This is a genomic window from Bartonella doshiae NCTC 12862 = ATCC 700133 (genome assembly GCF_000278155.1).
GTDB classification, from domain to species: Bacteria; Pseudomonadota; Alphaproteobacteria; order Rhizobiales; family Rhizobiaceae; genus Bartonella; species Bartonella doshiae.
Genome location: NZ_JH725094.1, coordinates 572,969 through 595,107, shown reverse-complemented (window position 1 = coordinate 595,107; position 22,139 = coordinate 572,969). Strand labels below are relative to the sequence as shown.

The following is a 22,139-nucleotide window of genomic DNA, read 5'->3' as shown; positions in this document are numbered from 1 at the left end:
AGAGTATCTTAGAATACCATCTTACTTTTATAAGACAGTTTTTTAGATATGTTTCATTCAATGTTAGTTATATAAAGAAAAGCTAGAAAGTTATAAAAATGGATATGAATGTAAACGATTAATTTATAGTTTCGAGTCCATAAAAAGAAATATGACTTTGCGGAAATACCTCAAAAATTCTGCAACCATCTAGATAATGCGGGCATAGAATATCTTTATGATAGAAAATAAAGAGTGTTTTCTTGATATTGGTGAGTTTGTGCAACATGGTTACGTTAGCTTTAGTAATAAAAAGAAGAGAAAATTTCTCGTTTTTATTTATTGAGGGGAGAATACTCAAGGGATAAGGAAAAATGACTCCAGACTGTACTTCAAAAGAGTCAAAGCGAGGAAGAGCAGAGAATGCTAGAGTAGAGAAATTGTGTGATCATCATATTGGCAATAAAAATAATCATCATGCATTATTACAAACAGGACCGTGTGCCAATTCTATTGGTATAAAGAAACAGCAGGTAAAAAGATGTTGGGAACAGAAACAGGTGCTGGTTCAATCGGAAACAGCTTGTGAATTCCACAGTCGAATAGTTGTAGGTATAAAAAAAACAAAAAGTCAAAAAACTTCTTCTTCTTCACAGTTCTCTCAGTCAAAATCTGAGCCTCTTTATGCAGCACTTGATTTAGGAACAAATAATTGTCGTCTGCTTATAGCAACACCTGGTAAACCTGGCTGTTTTCGAGTGGTTGATGCTTTTTCACGTATTGTACGATTGGGAGAAGGCTTAGTAAATAATGGCTTTCTTAATACACAAGCGATGGATCGTACAATTGAGGCATTAAAGATTTGTCATTTAAAGTTAAAACAAAGGCATATTAAGCATTATCGTTTGGTTGCGACGGAAGCTTGTCGTTTGGCAGAAAATGGTAAACATTTTATTCAACGTGTTTTGGAAGAGACGGGACTTGAATTAGAAATTGTTGATCGAGAAACAGAAGCCCGTTTTGCTGTTTCAGGATGCGGTACACTCGTTGAGCCAAATACCGATGCAGTTGTACTTTTTGATATTGGGGGAGGATCATCGGAAATTGTACTCCTTGATGTTTCTCAAAAACGTTCTTTACGTTTAGCTGAACAGATTACGGCTTGGACTTCTCTTCCTGTTGGTGTTGTTACTCTTGCTGAGCGTTTTGGGGGAGAAGAGGTGAGTTTAGACGATTTTGAAAAGATGAAAAGTTATGTACGGTTTTTTTTAAATAAGTTTTCAGATCGTCATAAATTAGGGGCTTTAGCACAGAGTTCGCGGTTTCATCTTTTGGGAACCTCTGGTACAATTACGACTTTAGCAGGAATATATCTTAATTTAGAACGTTACGATCGGCGACAAGTTGACGGTATTTGGATGAGAGATGCAGATATTACCCTTATGACAAAACGTCTATTGTCATGGGACGTAAAAAAACGCATAACAAATCCTTGTATTGGACAAGAGAGAGCTGATTTAGTTTTAGCTGGTTGTGCAATTTTAGATGTTATTCGAGAAGTTTGGCCCAGTCAGCGTTTAAGAGTTGCTGACCGTGGAGTGAGAGAAGGAATTTTGATAGAGCTAATGTTGCGCGATGGTGTATGGTGTCGTCGTATGAAAAGGAGAGGATTCAGGCGCTAGCAGTTATCAAAATATGGAGATAATGGGTAACGATGAAAAAAACGACAAAAACACCAACAGGTGGATATGGTGGTTCAGGATCACATGAATTATATCAGCGTGTAAAAAAGAAAGCAGGAACTATTAAAGCATCATCACGGCGATGGTTAGAGAGGCATCTGAATGATCCTTATGTCCATCAATCAAAAGTGGATGGTTATCGTTCACGCGCTGCTTATAAATTAATAGAAATTAATGAGCGCTATAAGTTTCTCAAAAAAGGACAAAAGATCATTGATCTGGGAGCGGCTCCAGGTGGATGGTGCCAGGTGGCTGTACGTATTGTTGGGTCAAGTAATGAACAGCCCAGTGTAGTTGGTATTGATTATTTACATGTTGATCCATTACCTGGAGTTGTTATGCTGGAAATGGATTTTCTGCATGCAAATGCTCCGCAGAAACTCATTGACGCTTTAGGGACAAAGCCTGATGTGGTTCTTTCTGATATGGCAGCCCCAACAACAGGGCATCGTCAGACGGATCATTTAAGAACAATTTATCTATGTGAAGTTGCGGCTGATTTTGCTCTTTCCGTTCTTAAGCCTGGGGGAGTTTTTTTAGCAAAGGCCTTTCAAGGGGGAGCAGAAAACAGTCTTCTTACTACATTAAAACAGAATTTTAAAACAGTTCATCATGTTAAACCGCCTGCGAGTCGAGCAGAATCTGTAGAGCTTTATCTTTTAGCGCTTGACTTTAAGGGGAAAACGGAAGGACAGCAATAGCTTTTTCTTTTATAAATAATGAAAAACTGGTAAAATAAATGCATTGCTTATAGAGGTAGAGGAATTGATTCCTCAGTGAGCGTTTCCTATGAAATTTCTTGATCAAGCTAAAGTCTATATTCGTTCTGGTAATGGAGGTGCCGGTGCGGTATCATTTCGTCGTGAAAAGTTCATAGAATTTGGGGGGCCTGATGGTGGTAATGGGGGACGCGGTGGTGACGTTTGGGCGCTCGTTGTTGATGGACTAAATACGTTGATTGATTATCGCTACCAGCAGCACTTTAGAGCAAAAACAGGAGGGCATGGCAAAGGTCGGAACATGACTGGAGAAAAGGGTGATGATATTATTCTTAAAGTACCGGTTGGAACGCAAATTTTTGAAGAAGATAATAAAACGTTAATCTGTGATTTAACGGAAGTTGGACAACGTTACCGTCTTGCAAAAGGGGGAAATGGTGGTTTTGGGAATCTTCATTTTACAACTTCTACGAATCGGGCACCTCGCTGTGCAAATCCAGGAAAAGCTGGAGAAGAGCGCACGTTATGGTTACGTTTGAAGTTAATTGCTGATGCGGGGCTTATTGGTTTGCCAAATGCTGGAAAATCAACCTTTTTATCTTCAGTAACGGCGGCAAAACCAAAAATTGCAGATTATCCTTTTACCACTTTGCATCCTAATCTTGGTGTTGCACGTATTGATACCCGTGAATTTGTTTTGGCTGATATTCCTGGTCTAATTGAAGGGGCACATGAAGGTGTAGGAATTGGAGATCGTTTTTTAGGGCATGTAGAACGTTGTCGTGTTTTATTCCATTTGGTTTCTTCTCAAGAAGAAGATGTCGTAAAAGCATATCAGACTGTTCGTTATGAGCTTGAGGCCTATGGAAATAATCTGAGTGATAAGACTGAAATTATTGCTTTAAGTCAGATAGATACAATTACGATTGAGGAGTGTAAAGCCAAACAGGAGGCTTTGCAAAGAAAAACGGGTAGATCTGTTATGATGTTTTCTGCGGTTAGTCGTGAGGGATTAGACAATGTGCTGCGGGCTGGTGCACATATTATTGAAATGGCACGTAAAGAGGATAGTGATAGGGGATAGTAGGGTTGATTAAGATGGCTGTTGGATTGCAAAAGCTTGCGCATTATAAACGCATTGTGGTCAAAATTGGATCTGCGCTTTTGGTTGATCCCCAGACAGGTTTACGCGTTGAATGGCTTAAAAGCTTGATCAATGATGTTGTTGAATTACACAAAGGAGGCGTAGAGATATTATTGGTGTCTTCGGGCGCTATTGCTTTAGGAAGGACATTGCTACAGCTTCCTAAGGGCGCTTTGAAATTGGAAGAAAGTCAGGCATGTGCTGCTTTGGGGCAAATTGAGTTAGCAAAAACCTATGGTGATGCGCTTGCTCAACATGGGCTCAAAACAGGCCAAATTTTGCTCACTTTATTTGATACGGAGGAGCGAAGGCGTTATCTCAATGCACGTGCAACGATTGAGATGCTTTTATATTTGGGAGCTGTGCCTGTTATTAATGAGAATGATACTGTTGCAACAACTGAAATTCGTTATGGTGATAATGATCGTTTAGCTGCACGTGTGGCAACAATGGTGAGGGCAGATCTTTTAATACTTTTATCCGATATTGATGGTCTTTATACAAAGTCTCCCCATAGTGATCCTACGGCTGAATTTATACCTTTTGTTGCATCCATTACGCATGATATCGAAAAAATGGCAGATGTTGCTGCTTCAGAGTTTTCACGGGGAGGAATGAAGACTAAGCTTGAGGCCGGAAAAATAGCTAATGCTGCTGGAACGGCGATGATTATCACCTCAGGCAAGCGTATGAATCCCCTTGCTGCAATTGACAAAGGTGAACGCAAGAGTTTTTTTGCGGCAAGTAAGAAATCTGTCAATGCTTGGAAAACATGGATTTCTGGTCATTTAGATCCATCTGGTGTTTTGACGATTGATCAAGGAGCCATTAGGGCTCTTGAAACAGGAAAATCGTTATTAGCAGCAGGGGTTATTGGCGTTGAGGGAAATTTCCAGCGTGGGGATACGGTTGCAATTGTTGGTACAGATGGAGTTGAGATTGCGCGTGGACTTGTAAGCTATGACAAAGATGAAGCTGTACGCATTATGGGACATAAAAGTGAAGATATTGAAGCTATTCTTGGGTATGAGGCACGCTCTGCGATGGTGCATCGTAATGATATGATTGTACGCTACTTGTTCAATACTGTTTAAAAAAGTTACTTTTGTTTTTATTGTTTTGGCAGAGTGGATGTTACGATGACTTTAGAAGAACAAATGAAAGATATGGGACAAAAAGCACGCTATGCCGCTGCAGCGTTAGCTGTTGCTTCTTCTGAGCAAAAGAACAATGCATTGAAAATGATCGCTTTAAGTCTAGAGGCTCAATCAGATGAAATTTTACAAGCGAATTGTCAAGATTTAGAAAATGCTGTTCAGAATAATTTGAAAGCAGCCATGGTTGATAGATTGAAGCTAGATGAGTCACGTTTGCATGCAATAATAGACAGTGTTTATAAAATTGCTTGTTTGCCTGATCCTATTGGACAAGTGATGAGCGAGTGGATACGTCCAAATGGACTTCATATTCGTCGTGTCCGTACACCTCTTGGTGTCATTGGTATTATTTATGAGAGTCGACCAAATGTTACCATTGATGCGAGTGCTTTGTGTTTAAAAGCTGGAAATGCTGCTATTTTGCGTGGTGGATCGGATAGCTTTCATTCTGCTCAAGCACTTCATTTAGCACTGGTAAAAGGTTTGGAGCAATCTGGTTTGTCCAAAGATGCTATTCAAATGGTTGGAACTACTGATCGCGGTGCTGTTGGAGAAATGCTCAAGGGATTGGATGGAGCAATAGATGTGATTGTGCCTCGTGGGGGCAAGAGTCTTGTTGCACGCGTTCAGTCTGATGCACGTATTCCAATTTTTGCACATTTAGAAGGGCTTTGTCATATTTATATTGATAAATCAGCAAATTTAAATATGGCACATGATATTGTTCTGAATGCGAAATTGAGGCGTACAGGGATATGTGGAGCTGTTGAGACAGTTCTTATTGACCGACAAGCATTAAAAAAGTTTCTTCCTGTCCTTGTTGCATTACAGGAGGAGGGTTGTGAAATTCGTGCAACAGAAGACATCATTCTTCATATGTCAGATGTAAAATTGGCATGTGAAGAAGACTGGTCACATGAATATCTTGATGCAATTCTTTCTGTTAAGACTGTTGAGGGTGTTGAGGGAGCCATTGCTCATATCAAGCGTTATTCATCAGGACATACTGAATCGATTATTGCTGAGGATATGAAAGTGGTAGAGAAATTTTTTAATGATTTAGATTCAGCTATTTTGCTTCATAATGCATCTACGCAGTTTGCTGATGGGGGTGAATTTGGTTTTGGAGCAGAAATTGGTATTGCAACAGGGAAAATACATGCACGTGGTCCCATAGGTGTTGAGCAACTGACTTCATTTCAGTATCATATTAAAGGAAATGGACAGATTAGACCTTGAGAAAGCTATTTTTGCCATGGAAAGATCGCATGCCGTATGTAGAAAGATCCAATGTTGTTGGTCTTTTTGGTGGCTCTTTTAATCCTCCGCATGCGGGTCATCTCCTCGTTGCTGAAACGGCAATTCGGCGTTTACGTCTTGATCAATTATGGTGGATGGTAACTCCGGGAAATCCCTTAAAAGATTGTACAGAGTTGCTATCTTTAGAAAAGAGAATGCGATTAAGTTTGGAACTTGTTGATCATCCAAAGATTCGTGTAACAGGTTTTGAGCAAGCTATAGAGAGCAAAGTTTCGCTGGATACGATTTCTTATATTCGCGCTCGTTATCGCAGAGTAAATTTTGTATGGATTATGGGTGCAGATAGTTTGGCAACGATTCATCACTGGTATCGATGGCGTGACATCATATCAATGTTTCCTATTGCAATTATTGATCGTCCTTGGGTACGTATGCCTGCACTCTCCTCTCCTATGGCACATATTTACCGTTGTTTTCGTTTGGATGAAAGAGAAAGTAGGCGATTACCTTTTATGAAATCACCGGTTTGGACGTATTTGCATGGACCTTTATCTTTTCAGTCTTCAACGAATCTTCGTTTAAAGGAGAATGATTTTTCTTGAACATTTTATAAGATTCTGCAAATCTCTTTAATAAGTATTTATTTTTTATATTTTAAATAGTAAGAAAGGATATTGGTCTGAAAAACATCTCACAAAAATGCCTTTATGATATTGTACCTTTAGTGAAAAAAAAGCTTTTTTCAGTAGCTGATGGTCTCAGAGTTATTCTCAAGAGCTTAGAAGATATAAAAGCAGAAGACATTGTTTCTATTGATATACAAGGGAAGTCATCTTTAGCAGACTACATGATTATAGCTTCGGCACATTCACAGCGGCATATATCTGCTGTTGCTGATCATCTCTTATGCATTTGGAAAGACAGTGGTTATGGTCGAGCTCGTGTAGAAGGGCTTGCGGGAGGTGATTGGATATTGATTGATACAGGTGATATTATTGTTCATCTTTTTCGTCCAGAAGTTCGTCTTTTTTATAATTTAGAAAAAATGTGGCTGGCTCCAGATTTAAACAATACAAAATCAGTCTTCTTCGGGGAGCATTAGCATGCAAATTTCTATTTTTGCTATTGGTCGTATGAAGAAGGGGGCTGAACAAGAATTGGTTCGCCATTATTTAAATCGTTTTGCAAAAAGTTCTGAGGCTGTAGGGTTTCATCTTAAAACATTACAGGAAGTACCAGAAAGCCGTGCACAAACAGCATGTCAGCGCATGGAAGAAGAAGGAAGAAGACTTATTGAGTTTTTACCTAACAAATGTCGATTAATCGTATTAGATGAACGTGGAAAGTCAGTTTCATCATCTGCTTTTGCTGAAAAATTGTGGTCTTATCGTGACGAAGGGGTTCGTGATCTCATCATTGCTTTGGGGGGGCCTGATGGGCATAATGAACAAATAAGAAGGCGGGCTGATTTTCTTTTATCTTTTGGTTTTATGACATGGCCGCATCAAATTGCGCGTATATTGCTTACAGAACAGCTTTATCGCGCTGTAACAATTGCTATTAATCACCCTTATCACCGATTTTAAAATTTTTGTGTAATTTTTAGTACTTATTTACGCAATTTATTAATATTGTTTTAGCTGACACCATTTAAAGCATTTCTAATTTATGTGATGAGGCTTAATGGTTAGATAAATGAAGAAGCTTCTTCATAGAAAGATGCATTATTTATATGAGGAATGCGTGATATTTGTCGTTTTACTCTTGATGGGGCTGTGTTTATCTGTATCGTATGCTGAAGATTCAGTGAGTAGTATAGAAGCGAATAAAGAGTTAATAGAAATTCGCCAAAATATTTCTGTTTCACGTGAACGTGTTGTTTTTCTTACTCATCAAGTTGAAAGTTTGAAAAAAGATCAACGTGCTTTAACTGATGCATTAATAAAAGTTGCAAAAGCAGAACGTGAGAGTGCAAATGATATTACTGAAAGGGAAGAAAAGCTTAAAAAAATGATAGAGAAGCGGGCACAAGTTTATCAAAAATTTAAAAGCCGTCGCGCTGAGTTTTCTGAAGTTCTTGGCATTTTAGAACGTATGGGGTTGAATCCACCTCCTGCTCTTATGGCGCGACCTGAGGATGCGTTGGCTTCTATGCGTAGTTCTGTTTTGTTAGGGGCTGTCATTCCTAAGATGCAAGAAAAGGTACAGGCTTTAAAGGTAAACCTCAAAGAGTTAGCCAATTTAAGCAATTCAATTACTGTAGAATATACGAATCTGAAAGTTAAAATGCAAAATCAAGCAGAACAGCGAAAGCGCCTAGAACTTTTATTAGAGCAAAAAGCTAAGCTGCAAAAAAGATCGGAAGAAGAACTTACAGAGCAGAAACAAAAAAATATTGCTCTTGCTAAAAAAGCGCAATCTTTGGAAGAATTGATTTTAGAGCTTGATCGTCAGTCGAAACTTAGTTCTGATGTGTCGCTACAGATGCGGAAAAATTTACAATTATTAGAGCAGTATAATTTTGAAAGCCGAAAAGGATCCTTACTTTTTCCTGTTGTAGGAAAAAAAATTAAGAATGTTGACAAGAGTTCACAGATTGCACGCTTTGGTGAAATTGTTGAAACAGAATCAGAAGCTGTTGTAATAGCTCCTGCTGATGCTTTTGTTGCTTTTGCAGGATCGTTTCGTTCTTATGGGCAGTTAATCATTCTTAATGTGGGAAAAGGCTATCATATTATTCTTACTGGGATGTTGAAAATCAACGTAACACAGGGGCAATTTGTACTTTCCGGCGAGCCTCTTGGTATGATGGGAACGCAATTTATTGCAAACAGTGTTGCTTCGGATATAGGAAAAGTTGCTCCAATGCTTTACATTGAGTTTAGAAAGCAGGGAAAACCTGTAAATCCAACTCCTTGGTGGCGGACTGAAAAAATAAAAAGGAACCAAAATGATTCGTAAAATTATTCTTTTGGTCGCTGGGGTATTTCTCGGCGCCAGTTCAATGATTATAGTGCAGTCTGTTGCTGCGAATAATGAAGGTGATACTTATAAGCAGCTCGCCATATTTGGTGATATCTTTGAGCGGGTGCGTACGCAATATGTGACGGTTCCAGATGATAAAAAACTTATTGAAAATGCAATCAATGGTATGCTCACATCGCTCGATCCTCATTCATCTTATATGAACGCTGAAGAAGCGAAGGATATGCGGGATTCTACAAAGGGAGAATTCGGAGGTCTTGGTATTGAGGTAACCATGGAGAAAAACTTAATTAAAGTTGTTTCTCCGATGGATGATACACCTGCTTCAAAAGCAGGTATTTTAGCAGGGGATCTCATTTCAAAAATTGATGGTGTACAGACGAATGGTCAAACTTTGAATGAAGCTGTTAATAAGATGCGCGGAGCTCCTGGAACGCCAATTATATTGACAATTATTCGCTCTGGTGTTGATAAGCCACTAGAAATTAAGGTTGTTCGTGATATAATTAAGGTAAAGGCGGTAAAATATCGCGTTGAGGGAGATATTGGGTATTTAAGACTTATTCAGTTTTCTGAGCAGACTTTTAGTAATCTTCAAGCAGCAATTAAAGATATTCAGTCTAAAATTCCTCAAGATAAACTGAAAGGATATGTTCTTGATTTACGGCTTAATCCTGGTGGTCTCTTAGACCAGGCAGTGAGTGTCTCAAGTGCTTTTCTCAATAAAGGCGAAATTGTGTCAACGCGTGGACGCAAAAAGAATGATGTGATGAGATTTGATGCTAAGCCAGGGGATATCACCAATGGAAAACCCCTCATTGTGCTCATAAATGGTGGTTCGGCAAGTGCTTCTGAAATTGTCGCTGGTGCGTTACAAGATCATCGCCGTGCTACAATTTTAGGTACGCAATCTTTTGGTAAGGGATCTGTTCAAACGATTATCCCTTTGGGTGAAAATGGTGCTTTGCGTTTAACAACAGCACTTTATTACACGCCGGCTGGTACTTCAATTCAAGGAACTGGGATCACTCCAGATATCATTGTGGAGCAACCACTACCCGAACAATATAAGGGGTATGATGTCAAGCTTGGTGAATCTGCATTAAAAGGGCATATCAAAGGGAAGCGAGAAGACAATAAGGGGTCTGGTTCAGCTGCTTTTGTTCCGAAAGATCCCAAGGATGATATTCAATTAAATGAAGCGTATAAGCTTTTACGGGGTGAAATGGCGCATGCGGCGTTTCCACCAGATCCCAATAAAGATATTTTAAAGTAAGAAGGAATACGTAAAGCGTATGCTTTTAGGGGAAAATTGAATGGATACAGTTATTAATTTGAAGGATCTTCCTTATCGAAGATGTGTTGGAATTCTTGTATTTAATCATGAAGGTAAAGTTTGGGTTGGGCGGCGTTTAGTGTCGTGTACTCATGCCGAAACAGAGATGACTCGTCGTTGGCAGCTTCCTCAAGGGGGAATTGATGAGGATGAAGAGCCATTAGATGCCGCACATCGTGAACTCTACGAAGAAACAGGAATCCGATCTATAAAGTTTGTGAAGGAAGCACAGAATTGGTTTTATTATGATTTTCCACAAGAACTTATTGGATGTGTATTGGGAAATAAGTATCGTGGACAAATGCAAAAATGGTTTGCTTTTCAGTTTACAGGAGAATGTTCTGAAATTGCGATCAATCCGCCGCCAGATGGCAATAAGGCGGAATTCGACCAATGGAAGTGGGCTGATCTAGAAACCCTTCCTTCAATTGTCGTTTCTTTTAAAAAGAATGTTTATATGAAAGTTGTTAACGAATTTCGAGGTAGCTTTAGGTGATTACAGAAGCTATATGATTATAGAAAGCTATTTCTTCTTTAAGATGCTTTATATTATGTATGACTATTAGCGAATAGTAAGCGTGATTCTATTTTATGTAAGGAACTGGAATATAAAATGAAAAAGTTATTTAATTTATTTATAATTTTTACTCTCTTGAGTATTTCTTCTGCGGCGTTCGCATTGGATTCAAAGCCTGCCGCAACAAAAGCCACAACAGCTACATTGCCAAATGGAGCTTCTTCCTTAAGTGAAACTTATGGTTTATGGAACATTAACTGCGGTATACAAGAGGGAAAAAAAGTTTGTTTTATGCATCGTCAGGAAGTTAACGAACAGAATCGTGTTGTGGTGGCAATGAGTATTGTTCTCAATGCAGATGGTGCTGTTTCTGGAAATTTAACAGTTCCTTTTGGTATTTTAGTCTCTAAGCCTGTTCGTTTACAAGTCGATGATGGAAAAGCTGTTATAGAAACGGGTATTCGGACTTGTGTACCAGCAGGTTGTATTGTTCCAATCGTTTTTGACAAAAATCATGTAGCGGCTTTACGTGCTGGGAAGCATTTGAAGTTAGCTATGACAATTGCTGCTCCAGGTGAACCACCTTTGAATGATTTATTCGTTCAGCTTAATGGTTTTAGCAATGCACTTAACCGCTTGACTGCTTTGCAGAAATAATCATAAAAAAACAAAAGCGGCCTTTCGAGTTCGTTTTTAGTTTCAGTATTTTTGCAGCAAAGCTTATAACTAAAAGGGCGAGGTTATTGTATAAGGGTTTTTCAAAATTTTTTGAGAGCTCTTAACAATTACTCGCCACTGCTTTTTGTGATCTTCTGTTTCTTTGATTGAAAGAGGGATAAAGAATGATTTATATATTGCTTGAGGTAATTGATCTAAGTTGCGATATTTACATTAATATTTTGATTGCAAGAGTCATTTTTTCCTGGCTTCATCTTTTTAATATTATAAATGTTGGTAATCGTTTTGTTGCTATAATAGGGAATTTTCTATACCGTATTACGGAGCCAGTTTTAAGCTTTGTCCGACGGGCTTTACCAAATCTTGGTGCAATTGATATTTCACCTATTATTGTATTCATCGTTATTTATTTTATTCGTATTTTGATGTGGCGTGCTTATGCGGCTATGTATCTTTAGGGATATTGCATAAGGCAAATGAAGATATTTCATCAAGTTGATACGAATGGCTTAATTTTGTTTGTACACCTGATTCCAAAGGCTTCTGTTGATCGAATAATGGGGATTGAAAGCAAGGATGATGGAAAGCAATATTTAGTTGTACGCCTTCGTGCTGTTCCTGAAGATGGAAAGGCAAATAAAGCACTCATTCAATTTTTAGCGAAGCAATGGAAAATCCCATCTTCTTGTATTACTCTTAAGAATGGAGTGACATCACGCTACAAACAACTTTATTTTTCAGAATATTTAGAAGAGTTAAGAGGTATATTAAAATCTTTAGGAGATATACCTACCCACAGAAATAAATAAAAGCCTGTTCAAAAAAACAGGCTTTGTTCTTTAGATATAGTTATCTTTTATTATTACGCTCAATAGCTTCTTTAATTAAGTCGCGTGCACAGTCTTTATTCCGCCACCCCTCAATTTTAACCCATTTTCCAGGTTCAAGATCTTTATAATGTCCGAAGAAATGCTCAATTTGTTTTAGTGTAATTGCGGGAAGATCTGTGTAATCATGAATATTGGTATATCTTTGCGTTATCTTTGGAGTAGGGACAGCAATGATTTTTTCATCTTTACCTCCATCATCTTCCATAATAAGGACACCGATTGGGCGAACATTGATGACACAACCGGGAATAAGGGGACGAGTATTACAAATGAGAACATCAATTGGGTCACCATCGTCTGAAAGCGTATGTGGAACAAAACCATAGTTTCCAGGATAGACCATTGATGTTTGAAGGACGCGATCAACAAACAACGCTCCGGATTTTTTGTCCATCTCGTATTTTATCGGTTGACCACCAACAGAGACTTCAACGATAACATTGATGTCTTCTGGCGGATTTTTACCAATGGGTATTTCCTGAATATTCATGTAAATATCCTTTCTAGAGTAGAATTAAACGCGATACAAGAAAATATTTTATTGAGAAAGTCATAAAATTAGGTTGAAATTGATGAACGCGTTTTTTCAAAACGTTTACGTTCATTCGGATCGAGATAGAGTTTGCGTAGACGGATATTTTTAGGAGTAACTTCTACAAGCTCATCATCTTGTATCCACGATAAGGCACGTTCTAATGTCATTTTAAGGGGAGGGGTTAATTTGACAGCTTCGTCTTTCCCTGAAGCGCGCATGTTTGTAAGTTTTTTTCCTTTTAAAACATTAACTTCTAAGTCATTATCGCGTGAGTGTATACCAATAATCATGCCTTGATAGACTTTAACGCCAGCATCAATGATCATAGGTCCACGATCTTCAAGATTAAAAAGAGCATAAGCGACAGATTCACCGTTATCATTTGAAATCAAAACGCCATTAACACGGCCACTAATATCTCCTTTATAAGGTTCATAAGCGTGGAAAAGGCGATTCATAATAGCAGTACCGCGTGTGTCAGTTAAAAGTTCTGATTGATATCCTATAAGGCCTCGCGTTGGTGCATAAAAAACAAGGCGGACACGATTACCTCCAGAAGGACGTAATTCCACCATTTCGCCTTTACGTTCAGACATTTTTTGTACAACAGTACCGGAATATTCTTCATCAACATCGATAACAACTTCTTCGATTGGCTCAAGAGTTATTCCATTTTCATCTTTTTGCATAACAACACGTGGACGTGAAACACTAAGCTCAAATCCTTCACGGCGCATATTTTCAATGAGAACTGCAAGCTGTAATTCTCCTCGTCCTGAAACATAGAAAGAATCTTTATCGGCTGATTCTTCAATTTTAAGAGCGACATTGCCTTCTGCTTCTTTTAACAATCGGTCACGAATGACACGACTTGTTACTTTATCGCCTTCAGTTCCAGCAAGGGGACTATCGTTGACGAGGAAACTCATAGTAACGGTAGGAGGATCAATTGGTTGGGCAGTAAGGGGTTCATTAACAGTAGGATCACAGAAAGTATCAGCAACGGTACCTTTTTGTAGACCTGCAATCGCAACAATATCACCAGCACTTCCTTCTTCAATAGGTTGCCGTTCTAAGCCACGAAATGCTAAAATTTTTGAAATCCGCCCAGTTTCTAAAAGTTTTCCATCTTGTCCAAGAACCTTGACATTTTGATTGGGTTTTAGAGAGCCAGAATGAATCCGCCCTGTAATAATTCGTCCCAAAAACGGATCCGCTTCAAGAATAGTTCCAATCATGCGAAACGGTCCTTCTGCTACACTAGGAGAAGGGACATGCTGCGTTACAAGATCAAATAAAGGACTCAGTCCTTGATCTTTTGGTCCTTCGGGGGCTTCAGCCATCCATCCATCGCGTCCAGATCCATAAAGAATAGGGAAATCAAGCTGTTCATCAGTTGCATCAAGAGCAGCGAAAAGATCAAAAACCTCATTAATGACTTCATCAACGCGTGCATCAGGACGATCAATTTTATTGATAGCAACAATGGGGCGTAATCCTACTTTTAAGGCTTTTCCAACAACAAATTTTGTTTGGGGCATTGGACCTTCGGCAGCATCAACAAGCACAATTGCTCCATCGACCATGTTCAGAATACGTTCAACTTCTCCACCAAAATCAGCGTGACCTGGTGTATCAACGATATTAATTCGCGTATTTTTCCAAACAACGGATGTCACCTTTGCTAGAATTGTAATCCCGCGTTCTTTTTCAATATCATTTGAATCCATCATACGCTCGCTAGTGCGCTGATTATCACGGAAATTTCCTGATTGTTTAAGAAGCTCGTCCACGAGTGTTGTTTTTCCATGGTCAACGTGGGCAATGATGGCGATATTACGCAATTGCATAAATTTTCTTCTTTTCGTTTAATGAAATCTCATTTGAGGTAAGGCTTTGCGTCCCTTACCTTACTCATTAAAAAACCTTTTACATCCTTTTTTATAATTTTGGAAGAGGAGGAAATATTTTTATGGCAAAGTAGTTTTTGTGAAGTTTTTTAATGTTTTGTTGGTTGGAAAGATTTTTCAAAAAATAAGCAGATAAGAATTTCATTGAGGTATGCGCTAAGACAAAGAAAGCAATTAGCTTTTTTATAATAATATGCTTTTGCTGTTGTTTGTGTGTTCAACTTCTAACTTCAGTGTATATTCTATGCTGGAGATTGAGATAACCCAGTATTTTATAATTTGATTATCTTTTTATAATTAAGAAATGGGAAGGTTGCATCTTTTTTGTCTTTTTCTGAAACAGGAAGAGAGATTCGTTTAGACGAATATGAAGTTATAAGGCTGTAAAGTGTTCACCATTTTTCATCATGTTCTTTTAATTCGTTTTCAAAATCATTTAGAGCAATACCTTGTACAATAAGGAAATTACGTATAGCCGTTTTGGGTGCTTTTTAATGAGCATATGGCATTTGTGAAGAAGGATTACGCCATTGCCCTATTCATATTCACAAGTGTTTCAAAAAGACACTATTACCTGCGTCAAATTTTATTTTCGGATATACTTCCTGAATGGCCAAAAGTTTCACTATATATTGCTATCTTTCAGTTTATCAAATGATAGCCAGCATCATTAATTATATTGAGGAATTTCGTGTATTGCACCTGCTTTTGCAAAATAGTTCATGAAATGCATGTCTTGATTTTTTCTAAAACTGCTTTTCATACAGACCCCTTGCTTGACCTTTCATTAAACAGTTTTTCCTCTTCATAAAAATAGTATTGGAAACCATAAAATAAGAACGGTATCAAGGGATCTAATTTAAGGGTGTAATATTTTTGCTTTCCATGTTAGAGTAAAGTTCCAGACAAAATAAGTGAGGCAACAGAAAAATAGATCACGATTCCCATAACATCCACTAAAGTTGCTACAAGAGGAGCCGAAGCACTTGCTGGATCAAATCCAAAACGTTTAAGGATAAAAGGAAGCATGGAGCCGGATAAAGAACCAAAGGTGACAATTCCAACTAAAGCTGCGCCCACAGTGATGGCAATAAAAATCCAATGTTCACCATAGTTATAAATACCGAGTTCTTGCCAAAGAGCAATACGCATCATTCCAATAATTCCGAGTAAAAGGCCAAGGGATATTCCTGCTGGAATTTCACGGAGTATAATCTTCCACCAGTCTTTAAGTGTGAGTTCACGTAAAGCTAAAGCACGAATAATAAGTGATGTTGCTTGAGAACCAGAGTTTCCTCCCGAACTCATTATAAGGGGAATGAACAGTGTCAAGGTAATGGCTTTTTCAAGCTCTGTTTCGAAATATTGCATAGCACTTGCTGTCAACATTTCACCAAGAAAAAGTAATGCAAGCCAACCACCACGTTTTTTCATCATTCCTAGAAAGTTGATTTGCATATAGGGCTTATCAAGAGCTTCCATACCACCAAACTTATATGCATCTTCATTCATTTCCTCAACCATTGTATCAAGTACGTCGTCGACTGTTACAATACCAATAACATGATTACTTTCATCAATAACCGGTACAGAGAGAAGATCATGGCGCTGAAAAAGGCGAGCAATGTCTTCATGATGTGTGAAGGGGGATATTGTAATGGGGGTGTCATGTGTAGAGACATTTAGAATTTGATCATCAGGTGAAGCAAGGATAAGGTTACGCAGTGAAACAGCCTTGAGAAGAATTCCCGTTTTAGGATCAATGACATAGCTTGTGTAAACTGTTTCACGTGTACGTTCAACGTCACGAATATGTTCAAGAGTTTTTTTTACGCTCCAGTTTGCGGGAACAGCTATAAACTCTGTTGTCATCAGTGCACCTGCTGTATGATCAGGGTAACTTGTAAGTTTTTTTAATTCAGCACGCGTTAAGGGTTTGAGCAATGCATAAAGCTTCTTGCGGGTTTCTTTATCCATTTCCTGAAAAACATCGGCAGCGGCGTCAGCGGACATACCATCAAGAATTTCGACAGAACGATTAACAGGGAGGAGTTCAAGAATAGCTGCTGGTTGTTCAAGTTCTGGTTTGTCAAAGAGTTCAACAACGTAATCAAGAGGTAAAAGACTAAGAATAGCTACGCGTTCCATGATATCGAGATCATTGATAATATCAATTGAGTCAGCAAAATGATGATTTTTTAATTCTTCGGCAAGAGTTTCGGGAGAAGAGTTTTTGAAGTCGAAGGTCGTTTTGATTTCAGTCATGATAAAGTACCTTCCGAAGGGTTGGAGAATATGATTAATCCAGATATATGGATAAGACAGATAAAAAGTTATGGAAGATTTAAAAAATCCCTCCCGGTTATATTTTCAATTGTTAATATTTTAAATAAAGTCAAGGATATATCGCAAGCTATAAACAATTTCATGAATATGACACAGTGGGATTTTTATTTTTACTTATCTCCTATAATAAAGCTATTTTTTGTTTCTGATACACAATAAAGGTTTGAAAGGCTATTTGAAGCGCACACAATAATTTTACAGTATTATCAATTTGTGTCGTAAAGGTAATTGTTTCACTTTAAATTTATAATGGAGATATTATGACAAAAACAGCAGTGCTGGACTGGAAGGGATTTTCAGGACTTCCTGATTTTTCTTCAATAAATGATGACGATTTTAAACCCGCTTTTGAACAGGCGCTTAAAGAAGCGGAAGAAGAAATAGAAACGATTGCAACAAGGCAAGAATCACCAACGCTTGAAAATTTTTTGCAGCCTTTTGAGCTTTCTGGAAAAGCACTTGAGCGTGTATGTTCCATATTTTTCTTGTGCTCTGGTGCGCATAGTAATGCATTAATTCAGCAGTTAGAACAAGAATTTGTTGTAAGACTTTCTCGGTATTCTTCAAAAATTATGATGGATGCACGAATATTCGCGAAAATAGATGCGCTTTATAAACAGTCACAGCAGGGCATGTTTGAGAGTGAAACAACACACGTGCTTGAATTATGGTGGAAAAAGTTTGTTTGTAATGGTGCAAAACTTGATGAAAAAGGTAAAGAGCGACTTATTAAAATTAATGAAAATCTTGCTTTTTTAAGCGCTACGTTTGGTCAGAATGTTTTAAAAGATGAAGCTGAGTGGATTTTATTTTTAGAACAAACAGATTTGTCTGGTTTACCCGATGATCTTGTTGCTTCAATGAAGGAAATTGCACGTGAAAGGGGCAATGAAGGTGCTTACGCATTAACGTTGGCACGCTCAGTTGTTGAACCTTTTTTGAAATTCTCTCATCGTCGTGATTTGCGTGAGAGAGCATTTCAAGCTTGGTCTAAACGTGGTGAAAATAACGACAATAATGATAACCGAGCAATTATTGTAGAGATTGTTGCACTTCGGGATGAGAAAGCTAAATTATTGGGGTATAAATCTTTTGCAGATTTGAAGCTTGATAACACTATGGCAAAGAGTGTCGATGTTGTTATGGATTTGCTTATGCCTGTATGGGAACGGGCAAGAGCTAAGGCTGTTAGCGAGCAGATTGAATTGCAAAACTTTGCAAATAATCATGGAAGCAATGAAACTTTAACAGCTTGGGATTGGCGTTATTATAGTGAAAAACTTCGTGCTGAGAAATTTAGTTTCGATGCAGCTGAAGTTAAATATTATTTTCAACTTGACCGCATTATTGAGGCAGCTTTTGGAGTCGCAGAAAAACTTTTTGGGATTTTGTTTGAAGAAAAAAACACTGTTGCACTTTGGCATCCTGATGCACGTTTGTGGGAAGTAAAAAAATCTGATGGAAGTCTGCTTGGACATTTTATTGGTGATTATTTTGCGCGTTCTTCAAAACGATCTGGCGCATGGATGAGCAAACTACAATCGCAGCATAAATTGGAGGGGGGGCAAAAGCCTATTATCTATAATGTTTGTAATTTTGCTAAACCACCTAAAGGAGAAGTTGCTCTTTTATCACTTGATGATGCACGTACACTTTTCCATGAATTTGGGCATGCATTGCATGGTTTGCTGTCTGATGTAATATGGCCTTCTGTAGCGGGAACATCAGTTTCACGTGATTTTGTTGAGCTTCCTTCTCAACTTTATGAGCATTGGTTAACTGTACCAGAGGTATTAACGTCTTATGCTACGCATACAAAAACAGGGCTTCCTATGCCGCAAGAATTGATGAATAAGGTTTTATCAGCACATAAATTTAATGCTGGTTTTTCTGCGGTTGAATTTATCTCATCAGCCCTAATAGATATGGCTTTTCATCAAGGAGAAATGGTAACTGATGCAACAATATTTGAGCATAAAGAATTGGAAAAGCTGCAAATGCCTGATACAATTATTATGCGTCATCGTCCTCCACATTTTACGCATGTGTTTTCAGGTGATGGTTATGCCGCTGGTTATTATTCTTATATGTGGTCAGAAGTGCTTGATGCTGATGCTTTTCAGGCTTTTGAAGAAACGGGTGACGTTTTTAATTCAGAGCTTGCTGATAGGTTGAAACGTTTTATTTACTCTGCTGGAGGGAGTTGTGATCCAGAGGAACTTTATAAAGCTTTTCGGGGACGTTTGCCTTCACCAGAAGCTATGATTCAAAAACGTGGATTGTAAAATATAATGATAACGGTATGGTGTAGGCCATACCGTTATATTTTTGTGGTTAAGATTTATGTGAGTTCTCACCTTATCATGGACATATAAATAGGGAATTTTTATTGTATTTGCTTTTAGTTTATAGCGAAAATCAGATTGTAATATTCAAAAACATTACAAGAGAGAAAAATTATCAGCTCGGTTTTTCTGATGGCCATTTGAGGGGAACCATGATTTTTTTATGAAGATTTGATCCATTTTATCTAATAAATGGGTATTTTGTTGTGCCATATCATTGAGGCTTATTGGCGATTGGCGCTCAATATTTTGTGATTTTCGTTTAAGTGTTGGAGTGTTAGAAGTTATAAAGGATGAGTCTTCATAAGATGGAATGTGAGCATTGAGAAGGATTTCTAATTTTTTTTCTAAATAAGAGGCAAGTTTTTCTTTTCCTTCAGAGGTCCAGTTGATACCGTCATTAGTGCGTAGTCTAACGACATTTCCATTTATGTCATAACCCGAAAAAGAAAACTGACCTTGTTCATCAATGAAACTGTTCCAAATATCGATAAAATATCCTCCTCCCTCTTCTACTTCTTGCTTATAGAGCGCATTAAAAATTCTCATTTTTTGTGTCAAATTTTCATTTCCAAAAGCAGGTTGCCCTATCCATATCCATCGTTTTCCCGAAGTATGAAGGCTTTCAACAATTTCGATAATTCTTTGCTTGTAGATGTTTAGCCATTCTGGTTGCTCTGTGTTAAATGTGCTATGAGTGTCTATAATTGGTTGATTATCATTTGCACCTATCATCATGACAATAGCATCGGGTTTATTTATATCGATAAGTTTAGAAATATTGTTTTTCCAAGAGTAATGATCAGTTCGAACTAAACCAGAATCTGGCACTGTATTATTTATGATGATGATATTATACTTATGCGTAAATAGTTTTTTAAGAGCATCGGCTGTAGAAGAAGCCATAAAATCCCCTAAAACAAGAACGCGTTTTACATTTTCTTCTTTTTGTTTTGGTACAGATTTTTGTACAATAGTTTTACGGGGCAATTTGTATATTTTTTGTTCTATCATTTGCGATGGTTGTTGCTCTTGTTGTTTATTACGTTGCGCCAACCATTTGAAGAAGTTTGTTGCTTTACTCGGGGATGGTTGTATGGCACCCATAGCAAAGATAGAGAAAAGCAGAAGAACCAAGTATATCGGGCGAAAATGGGACAAGCATTTACTCCATGTTATTGTTTTCGTAGTAGAAAAAGTACTGCAGGGGTTGGGTAGCCATTTGGCTCTAAGTCATGGTGGAGTTGAAAATTTTTAATTGCTTTTCGAGAAGCTGTTCCGATTTTTCCATCAATTTTTCCTTTGTAATAGCCAAGCCTAGCTAAGCGAGATTGCAATTCCTGACACTCTCTGAAAGTAAGAGGTTGAAACGGGCGTTTCCAATCTTGAACCAATCCAGGATATCCAGCAATACGGTTAGCTAGAAGGGCAACAGCGAGAGCATAACGATCTGCGTTATTATAACGTTTAAGAACAAAGAAGTTTTTTGTTACTAAGAATATAGGTCCTTCAGGTCCATCTGGATATTTCAAAATTGCTTGCTCAGAGGATGGGGGAAAAGGATATCCATTTACATATTTTACACCAAATTTTTCCCATTCTTCAAAGGTATGCCAATCTTCAGAAAGATTCTTGTTCTGCGGCAATTTGACTTCTATTCCCCAAGGAAGGTTAGACTGCCAACCATTCATATGGAGAAGATTAGCAGCAGTAGCGAGGGCATCTGGAATAGAGGTCCATATATCACGTCGTCCATCCCCGTCCATATCAATGGCATAGGTGAGATAACTGCTTGGAATAAATTGTGTATGTCCCAATGCACCGGCCCAAGATCCGGTAAGTTGAGAGCGCTTAATTTCACCATTTTGAAGAATTTTCATGACAGCAATTAGCTGTGTGTGTGCATATTTTGCGCGTTTTGGATCAGCATAGGCTAGTGTTGCAAGTGAGCGAATGGTATCACGCATTACAGCTTTGTTTGCTAAAACTTTCCCATAATTGCTTTCTATTGACCAAATAGCGAGGAGGATATTGTAATCAACTCCAAAACGTTTTTCAATTTGAACAAGCCATTTTTTCCATTTTTGGGCTTGGTGTTGTCCTTCTATAATTGCAAGCTCATGGACACGGTTGTCGAAATAATTCCATGAAGGGTCGACAAATTCCGGTTGGTATGCGGCTTTTTTTAAAACTTCTGGATCAATTGCATTGATGTTTTTAAAAGCCATGTCAAATGTAGAGGATGAGATGTTGTTGGCGAGAGCTGTTTTTTTAAACTCTTTAACCCAATTTTTAAAACCATTTTCAGCATAGGAAGATGCAAAAAACATAAAAATTGCAGAAAGAAGAGTGATAAAGGCAATGATAAAAGCTTTCTGATTTATTGATTTTTCTGAAGAAGAAAAAATCTTAGTTGCTGTTTTTTGCATTTTGAGATTCCCGTTAAGGCTTAGTATTTTGATACACAATGATTTCACCTTTATATTTGGTTCTCATTGATGATGTTATCAAGTAAATGAGAATAACTAAAACAGATTGTGTATTTTGAAAGTATTTTTTCAATAAATCATTATACTCTTGCATCTTGTGTCTGTCC

Annotated in this window: 20 protein-coding genes; 15 read left to right on the top strand and 5 right to left on the bottom strand. The window is 37.9% G+C overall.

Going from position 1 to position 22,139, the window contains the following annotated elements; all coding sequences use genetic code 11:
• Positions 1 to 353: 353 nt before the first annotated feature.
• The 14 genes from MCS_RS02625 (at position 354) to MCS_RS02560 (ending at position 12,326) form a co-directional block, all read left to right on the top strand.
• Positions 354 to 1,661, top strand: coding sequence for a Ppx/GppA phosphatase family protein (locus MCS_RS02625; RefSeq protein ID WP_004855353.1), 1,308 nt, complete (start codon positions 354 to 356; stop codon positions 1,659 to 1,661).
• 32 nt (positions 1,662 to 1,693) lie between these two features.
• Positions 1,694 to 2,422, top strand: coding sequence for an RlmE family RNA methyltransferase (locus MCS_RS02620; protein ID WP_004855350.1), 729 nt, complete (start codon positions 1,694 to 1,696; stop codon positions 2,420 to 2,422).
• A gap of 88 nt (positions 2,423 to 2,510) precedes the next feature.
• A complete protein-coding gene (gene obgE / locus MCS_RS02615) occupies positions 2,511 to 3,524 on the top strand; it encodes a GTPase ObgE (RefSeq protein ID WP_004855347.1) in 1,014 nt (337 codons plus the stop codon).
• 14 nt (positions 3,525 to 3,538) lie between these two features.
• Positions 3,539 to 4,678, top strand: a complete 1,140-nt coding sequence (gene proB, locus MCS_RS02610) for a glutamate 5-kinase (protein WP_004855343.1) — start codon at positions 3,539 to 3,541, stop codon at positions 4,676 to 4,678.
• 45 nt (positions 4,679 to 4,723) lie between these two features.
• A complete protein-coding gene (locus MCS_RS02605) occupies positions 4,724 to 5,980 on the top strand; it encodes a glutamate-5-semialdehyde dehydrogenase (protein ID WP_004855341.1) in 1,257 nt (418 codons plus the stop codon).
• 29 nt (positions 5,981 to 6,009) lie between these two features.
• Positions 6,010 to 6,603: a nicotinate-nucleotide adenylyltransferase gene (locus tag MCS_RS02600; RefSeq protein ID WP_004855338.1), complete on the top strand. Its 594-nt coding sequence runs from the start codon at positions 6,010 to 6,012 to the stop codon at positions 6,601 to 6,603.
• Positions 6,604 to 6,659: 56 nt separating this feature from the next.
• Positions 6,660 to 7,103: a ribosome silencing factor gene (gene rsfS, locus MCS_RS02595; protein WP_024864168.1), complete on the top strand. Its 444-nt coding sequence runs from the start codon at positions 6,660 to 6,662 to the stop codon at positions 7,101 to 7,103.
• Position 7,104: 1 nt separating this feature from the next.
• Complete coding sequence (rlmH, locus tag MCS_RS02590) at positions 7,105 to 7,587, top strand: 23S rRNA (pseudouridine(1915)-N(3))-methyltransferase RlmH (protein WP_004855331.1); 483 nt, start codon at positions 7,105 to 7,107, stop codon at positions 7,585 to 7,587.
• Between the two features lie 133 nt (positions 7,588 to 7,720).
• The gene (locus tag MCS_RS02585; protein ID WP_024864167.1) at positions 7,721 to 8,962 is read left to right on the top strand and encodes a murein hydrolase activator EnvC family protein; all 1,242 of its coding nucleotides are present in this window, start codon (positions 7,721 to 7,723) and stop codon (positions 8,960 to 8,962) included.
• The gene (locus MCS_RS02580) at positions 8,952 to 10,262 is read left to right on the top strand and encodes a S41 family peptidase (RefSeq protein ID WP_004855316.1); all 1,311 of its coding nucleotides are present in this window, start codon (positions 8,952 to 8,954) and stop codon (positions 10,260 to 10,262) included. Before MCS_RS02585 ends, MCS_RS02580 begins: the two co-directional genes overlap by 11 nt.
• A 40-nt stretch (positions 10,263 to 10,302) precedes the next feature.
• On the top strand, positions 10,303 to 10,818 hold the full coding sequence (locus MCS_RS02575; RefSeq protein ID WP_004855315.1) for an RNA pyrophosphohydrolase: 516 nt from the start codon (positions 10,303 to 10,305) through the stop codon (positions 10,816 to 10,818).
• Between the two features lie 117 nt (positions 10,819 to 10,935).
• Entirely contained in the window at positions 10,936 to 11,496 is a 561-nt protein-coding gene (locus tag MCS_RS02570) for an invasion associated locus B family protein (RefSeq protein ID WP_004855312.1), read from the top strand.
• Between the two features lie 185 nt (positions 11,497 to 11,681).
• Complete coding sequence (locus MCS_RS02565; protein ID WP_004855308.1) at positions 11,682 to 11,975, top strand: YggT family protein; 294 nt, start codon at positions 11,682 to 11,684, stop codon at positions 11,973 to 11,975.
• 24 nt (positions 11,976 to 11,999) lie between these two features.
• Positions 12,000 to 12,326 carry a DUF167 domain-containing protein gene (locus MCS_RS02560; RefSeq protein WP_024864166.1) on the top strand — a complete coding sequence of 109 codons (327 nt, stop codon included), beginning with the start codon at positions 12,000 to 12,002 and terminating at the stop codon, positions 12,324 to 12,326.
• Between the two features lie 40 nt (positions 12,327 to 12,366).
• On the opposite strand, the gene ppa is transcribed toward MCS_RS02560, so the two are convergent.
• The 3 genes from ppa to mgtE form a co-directional block, all read right to left on the bottom strand.
• The gene (ppa, locus tag MCS_RS02555; RefSeq protein ID WP_004855302.1) at positions 12,367 to 12,897 is read right to left on the bottom strand and encodes an inorganic diphosphatase; all 531 of its coding nucleotides are present in this window, start codon (positions 12,895 to 12,897) and stop codon (positions 12,367 to 12,369) included.
• Between the two features lie 68 nt (positions 12,898 to 12,965).
• Positions 12,966 to 14,792 (bottom strand): translational GTPase TypA, encoded by a 1,827-nt coding sequence (typA, locus tag MCS_RS02550; protein ID WP_004855300.1) that lies wholly within the window; start codon positions 14,790 to 14,792, stop codon positions 12,966 to 12,968.
• Positions 14,793 to 15,740: 948 nt separating this feature from the next.
• Positions 15,741 to 17,117, bottom strand: coding sequence for a magnesium transporter (gene mgtE, locus MCS_RS02545; RefSeq protein ID WP_004855297.1), 1,377 nt, complete (start codon positions 17,115 to 17,117; stop codon positions 15,741 to 15,743).
• Between the two features lie 341 nt (positions 17,118 to 17,458).
• Between mgtE and MCS_RS02535 the strand changes: the two genes are divergently transcribed.
• Complete coding sequence (locus MCS_RS02535; protein ID WP_004855291.1) at positions 17,459 to 19,483, top strand: M3 family metallopeptidase; 2,025 nt, start codon at positions 17,459 to 17,461, stop codon at positions 19,481 to 19,483.
• Positions 19,484 to 19,639: 156 nt separating this feature from the next.
• On the opposite strand, the gene MCS_RS02530 is transcribed toward MCS_RS02535, so the two are convergent.
• Both MCS_RS02530 and MCS_RS02525 read right to left on the bottom strand, forming a co-directional pair.
• Positions 19,640 to 20,704, bottom strand: a complete 1,065-nt coding sequence (locus MCS_RS02530; RefSeq protein ID WP_004855288.1) for an SGNH/GDSL hydrolase family protein — start codon at positions 20,702 to 20,704, stop codon at positions 19,640 to 19,642.
• Positions 20,705 to 20,718: 14 nt separating this feature from the next.
• Positions 20,719 to 21,972 (bottom strand): lytic murein transglycosylase, encoded by a 1,254-nt coding sequence (locus tag MCS_RS02525; RefSeq protein WP_004855283.1) that lies wholly within the window; start codon positions 21,970 to 21,972, stop codon positions 20,719 to 20,721.
• Positions 21,973 to 22,139 lie beyond the last annotated feature (167 nt).

What these genes read in the sequence shown, in the direction of transcription:
- ppa (WP_004855302.1), bottom strand. Translation starts at nt 12,897, where the DNA reads ATGAATATTCAGGAAATACCCATTGGTAAAAATCCGCCAGAAGACATC.
- MCS_RS02585 (WP_024864167.1), top strand. Translation starts at nt 7,721, where the DNA reads ATGCATTATTTATATGAGGAATGCGTGATATTTGTCGTTTTACTCTTG.
- MCS_RS02565 (WP_004855308.1), top strand. Translation starts at nt 11,682, where the DNA reads ATGATTTATATATTGCTTGAGGTAATTGATCTAAGTTGCGATATTTAC.
- MCS_RS02570 (WP_004855312.1), top strand. Translation starts at nt 10,936, where the DNA reads ATGAAAAAGTTATTTAATTTATTTATAATTTTTACTCTCTTGAGTATT.
- obgE (WP_004855347.1), top strand. Translation starts at nt 2,511, where the DNA reads ATGAAATTTCTTGATCAAGCTAAAGTCTATATTCGTTCTGGTAATGGA.
- proB (WP_004855343.1), top strand. Translation starts at nt 3,539, where the DNA reads ATGGCTGTTGGATTGCAAAAGCTTGCGCATTATAAACGCATTGTGGTC.
- MCS_RS02605 (WP_004855341.1), top strand. Translation starts at nt 4,724, where the DNA reads ATGACTTTAGAAGAACAAATGAAAGATATGGGACAAAAAGCACGCTAT.
- MCS_RS02620 (WP_004855350.1), top strand. Translation starts at nt 1,694, where the DNA reads ATGAAAAAAACGACAAAAACACCAACAGGTGGATATGGTGGTTCAGGA.
- MCS_RS02600 (WP_004855338.1), top strand. Translation starts at nt 6,010, where the DNA reads ATGCCGTATGTAGAAAGATCCAATGTTGTTGGTCTTTTTGGTGGCTCT.
- MCS_RS02535 (WP_004855291.1), top strand. Translation starts at nt 17,459, where the DNA reads ATGACAAAAACAGCAGTGCTGGACTGGAAGGGATTTTCAGGACTTCCT.
- rlmH (WP_004855331.1), top strand. Translation starts at nt 7,105, where the DNA reads ATGCAAATTTCTATTTTTGCTATTGGTCGTATGAAGAAGGGGGCTGAA.
- typA (WP_004855300.1), bottom strand. Translation starts at nt 14,792, where the DNA reads ATGCAATTGCGTAATATCGCCATCATTGCCCACGTTGACCATGGAAAA.
- MCS_RS02525 (WP_004855283.1), bottom strand. Translation starts at nt 21,972, where the DNA reads ATGCAAAAAACAGCAACTAAGATTTTTTCTTCTTCAGAAAAATCAATA.
- MCS_RS02575 (WP_004855315.1), top strand. Translation starts at nt 10,303, where the DNA reads ATGGATACAGTTATTAATTTGAAGGATCTTCCTTATCGAAGATGTGTT.
- mgtE (WP_004855297.1), bottom strand. Translation starts at nt 17,117, where the DNA reads ATGACTGAAATCAAAACGACCTTCGACTTCAAAAACTCTTCTCCCGAA.
- MCS_RS02625 (WP_004855353.1), top strand. Translation starts at nt 354, where the DNA reads ATGACTCCAGACTGTACTTCAAAAGAGTCAAAGCGAGGAAGAGCAGAG.
- MCS_RS02580 (WP_004855316.1), top strand. Translation starts at nt 8,952, where the DNA reads ATGATTCGTAAAATTATTCTTTTGGTCGCTGGGGTATTTCTCGGCGCC.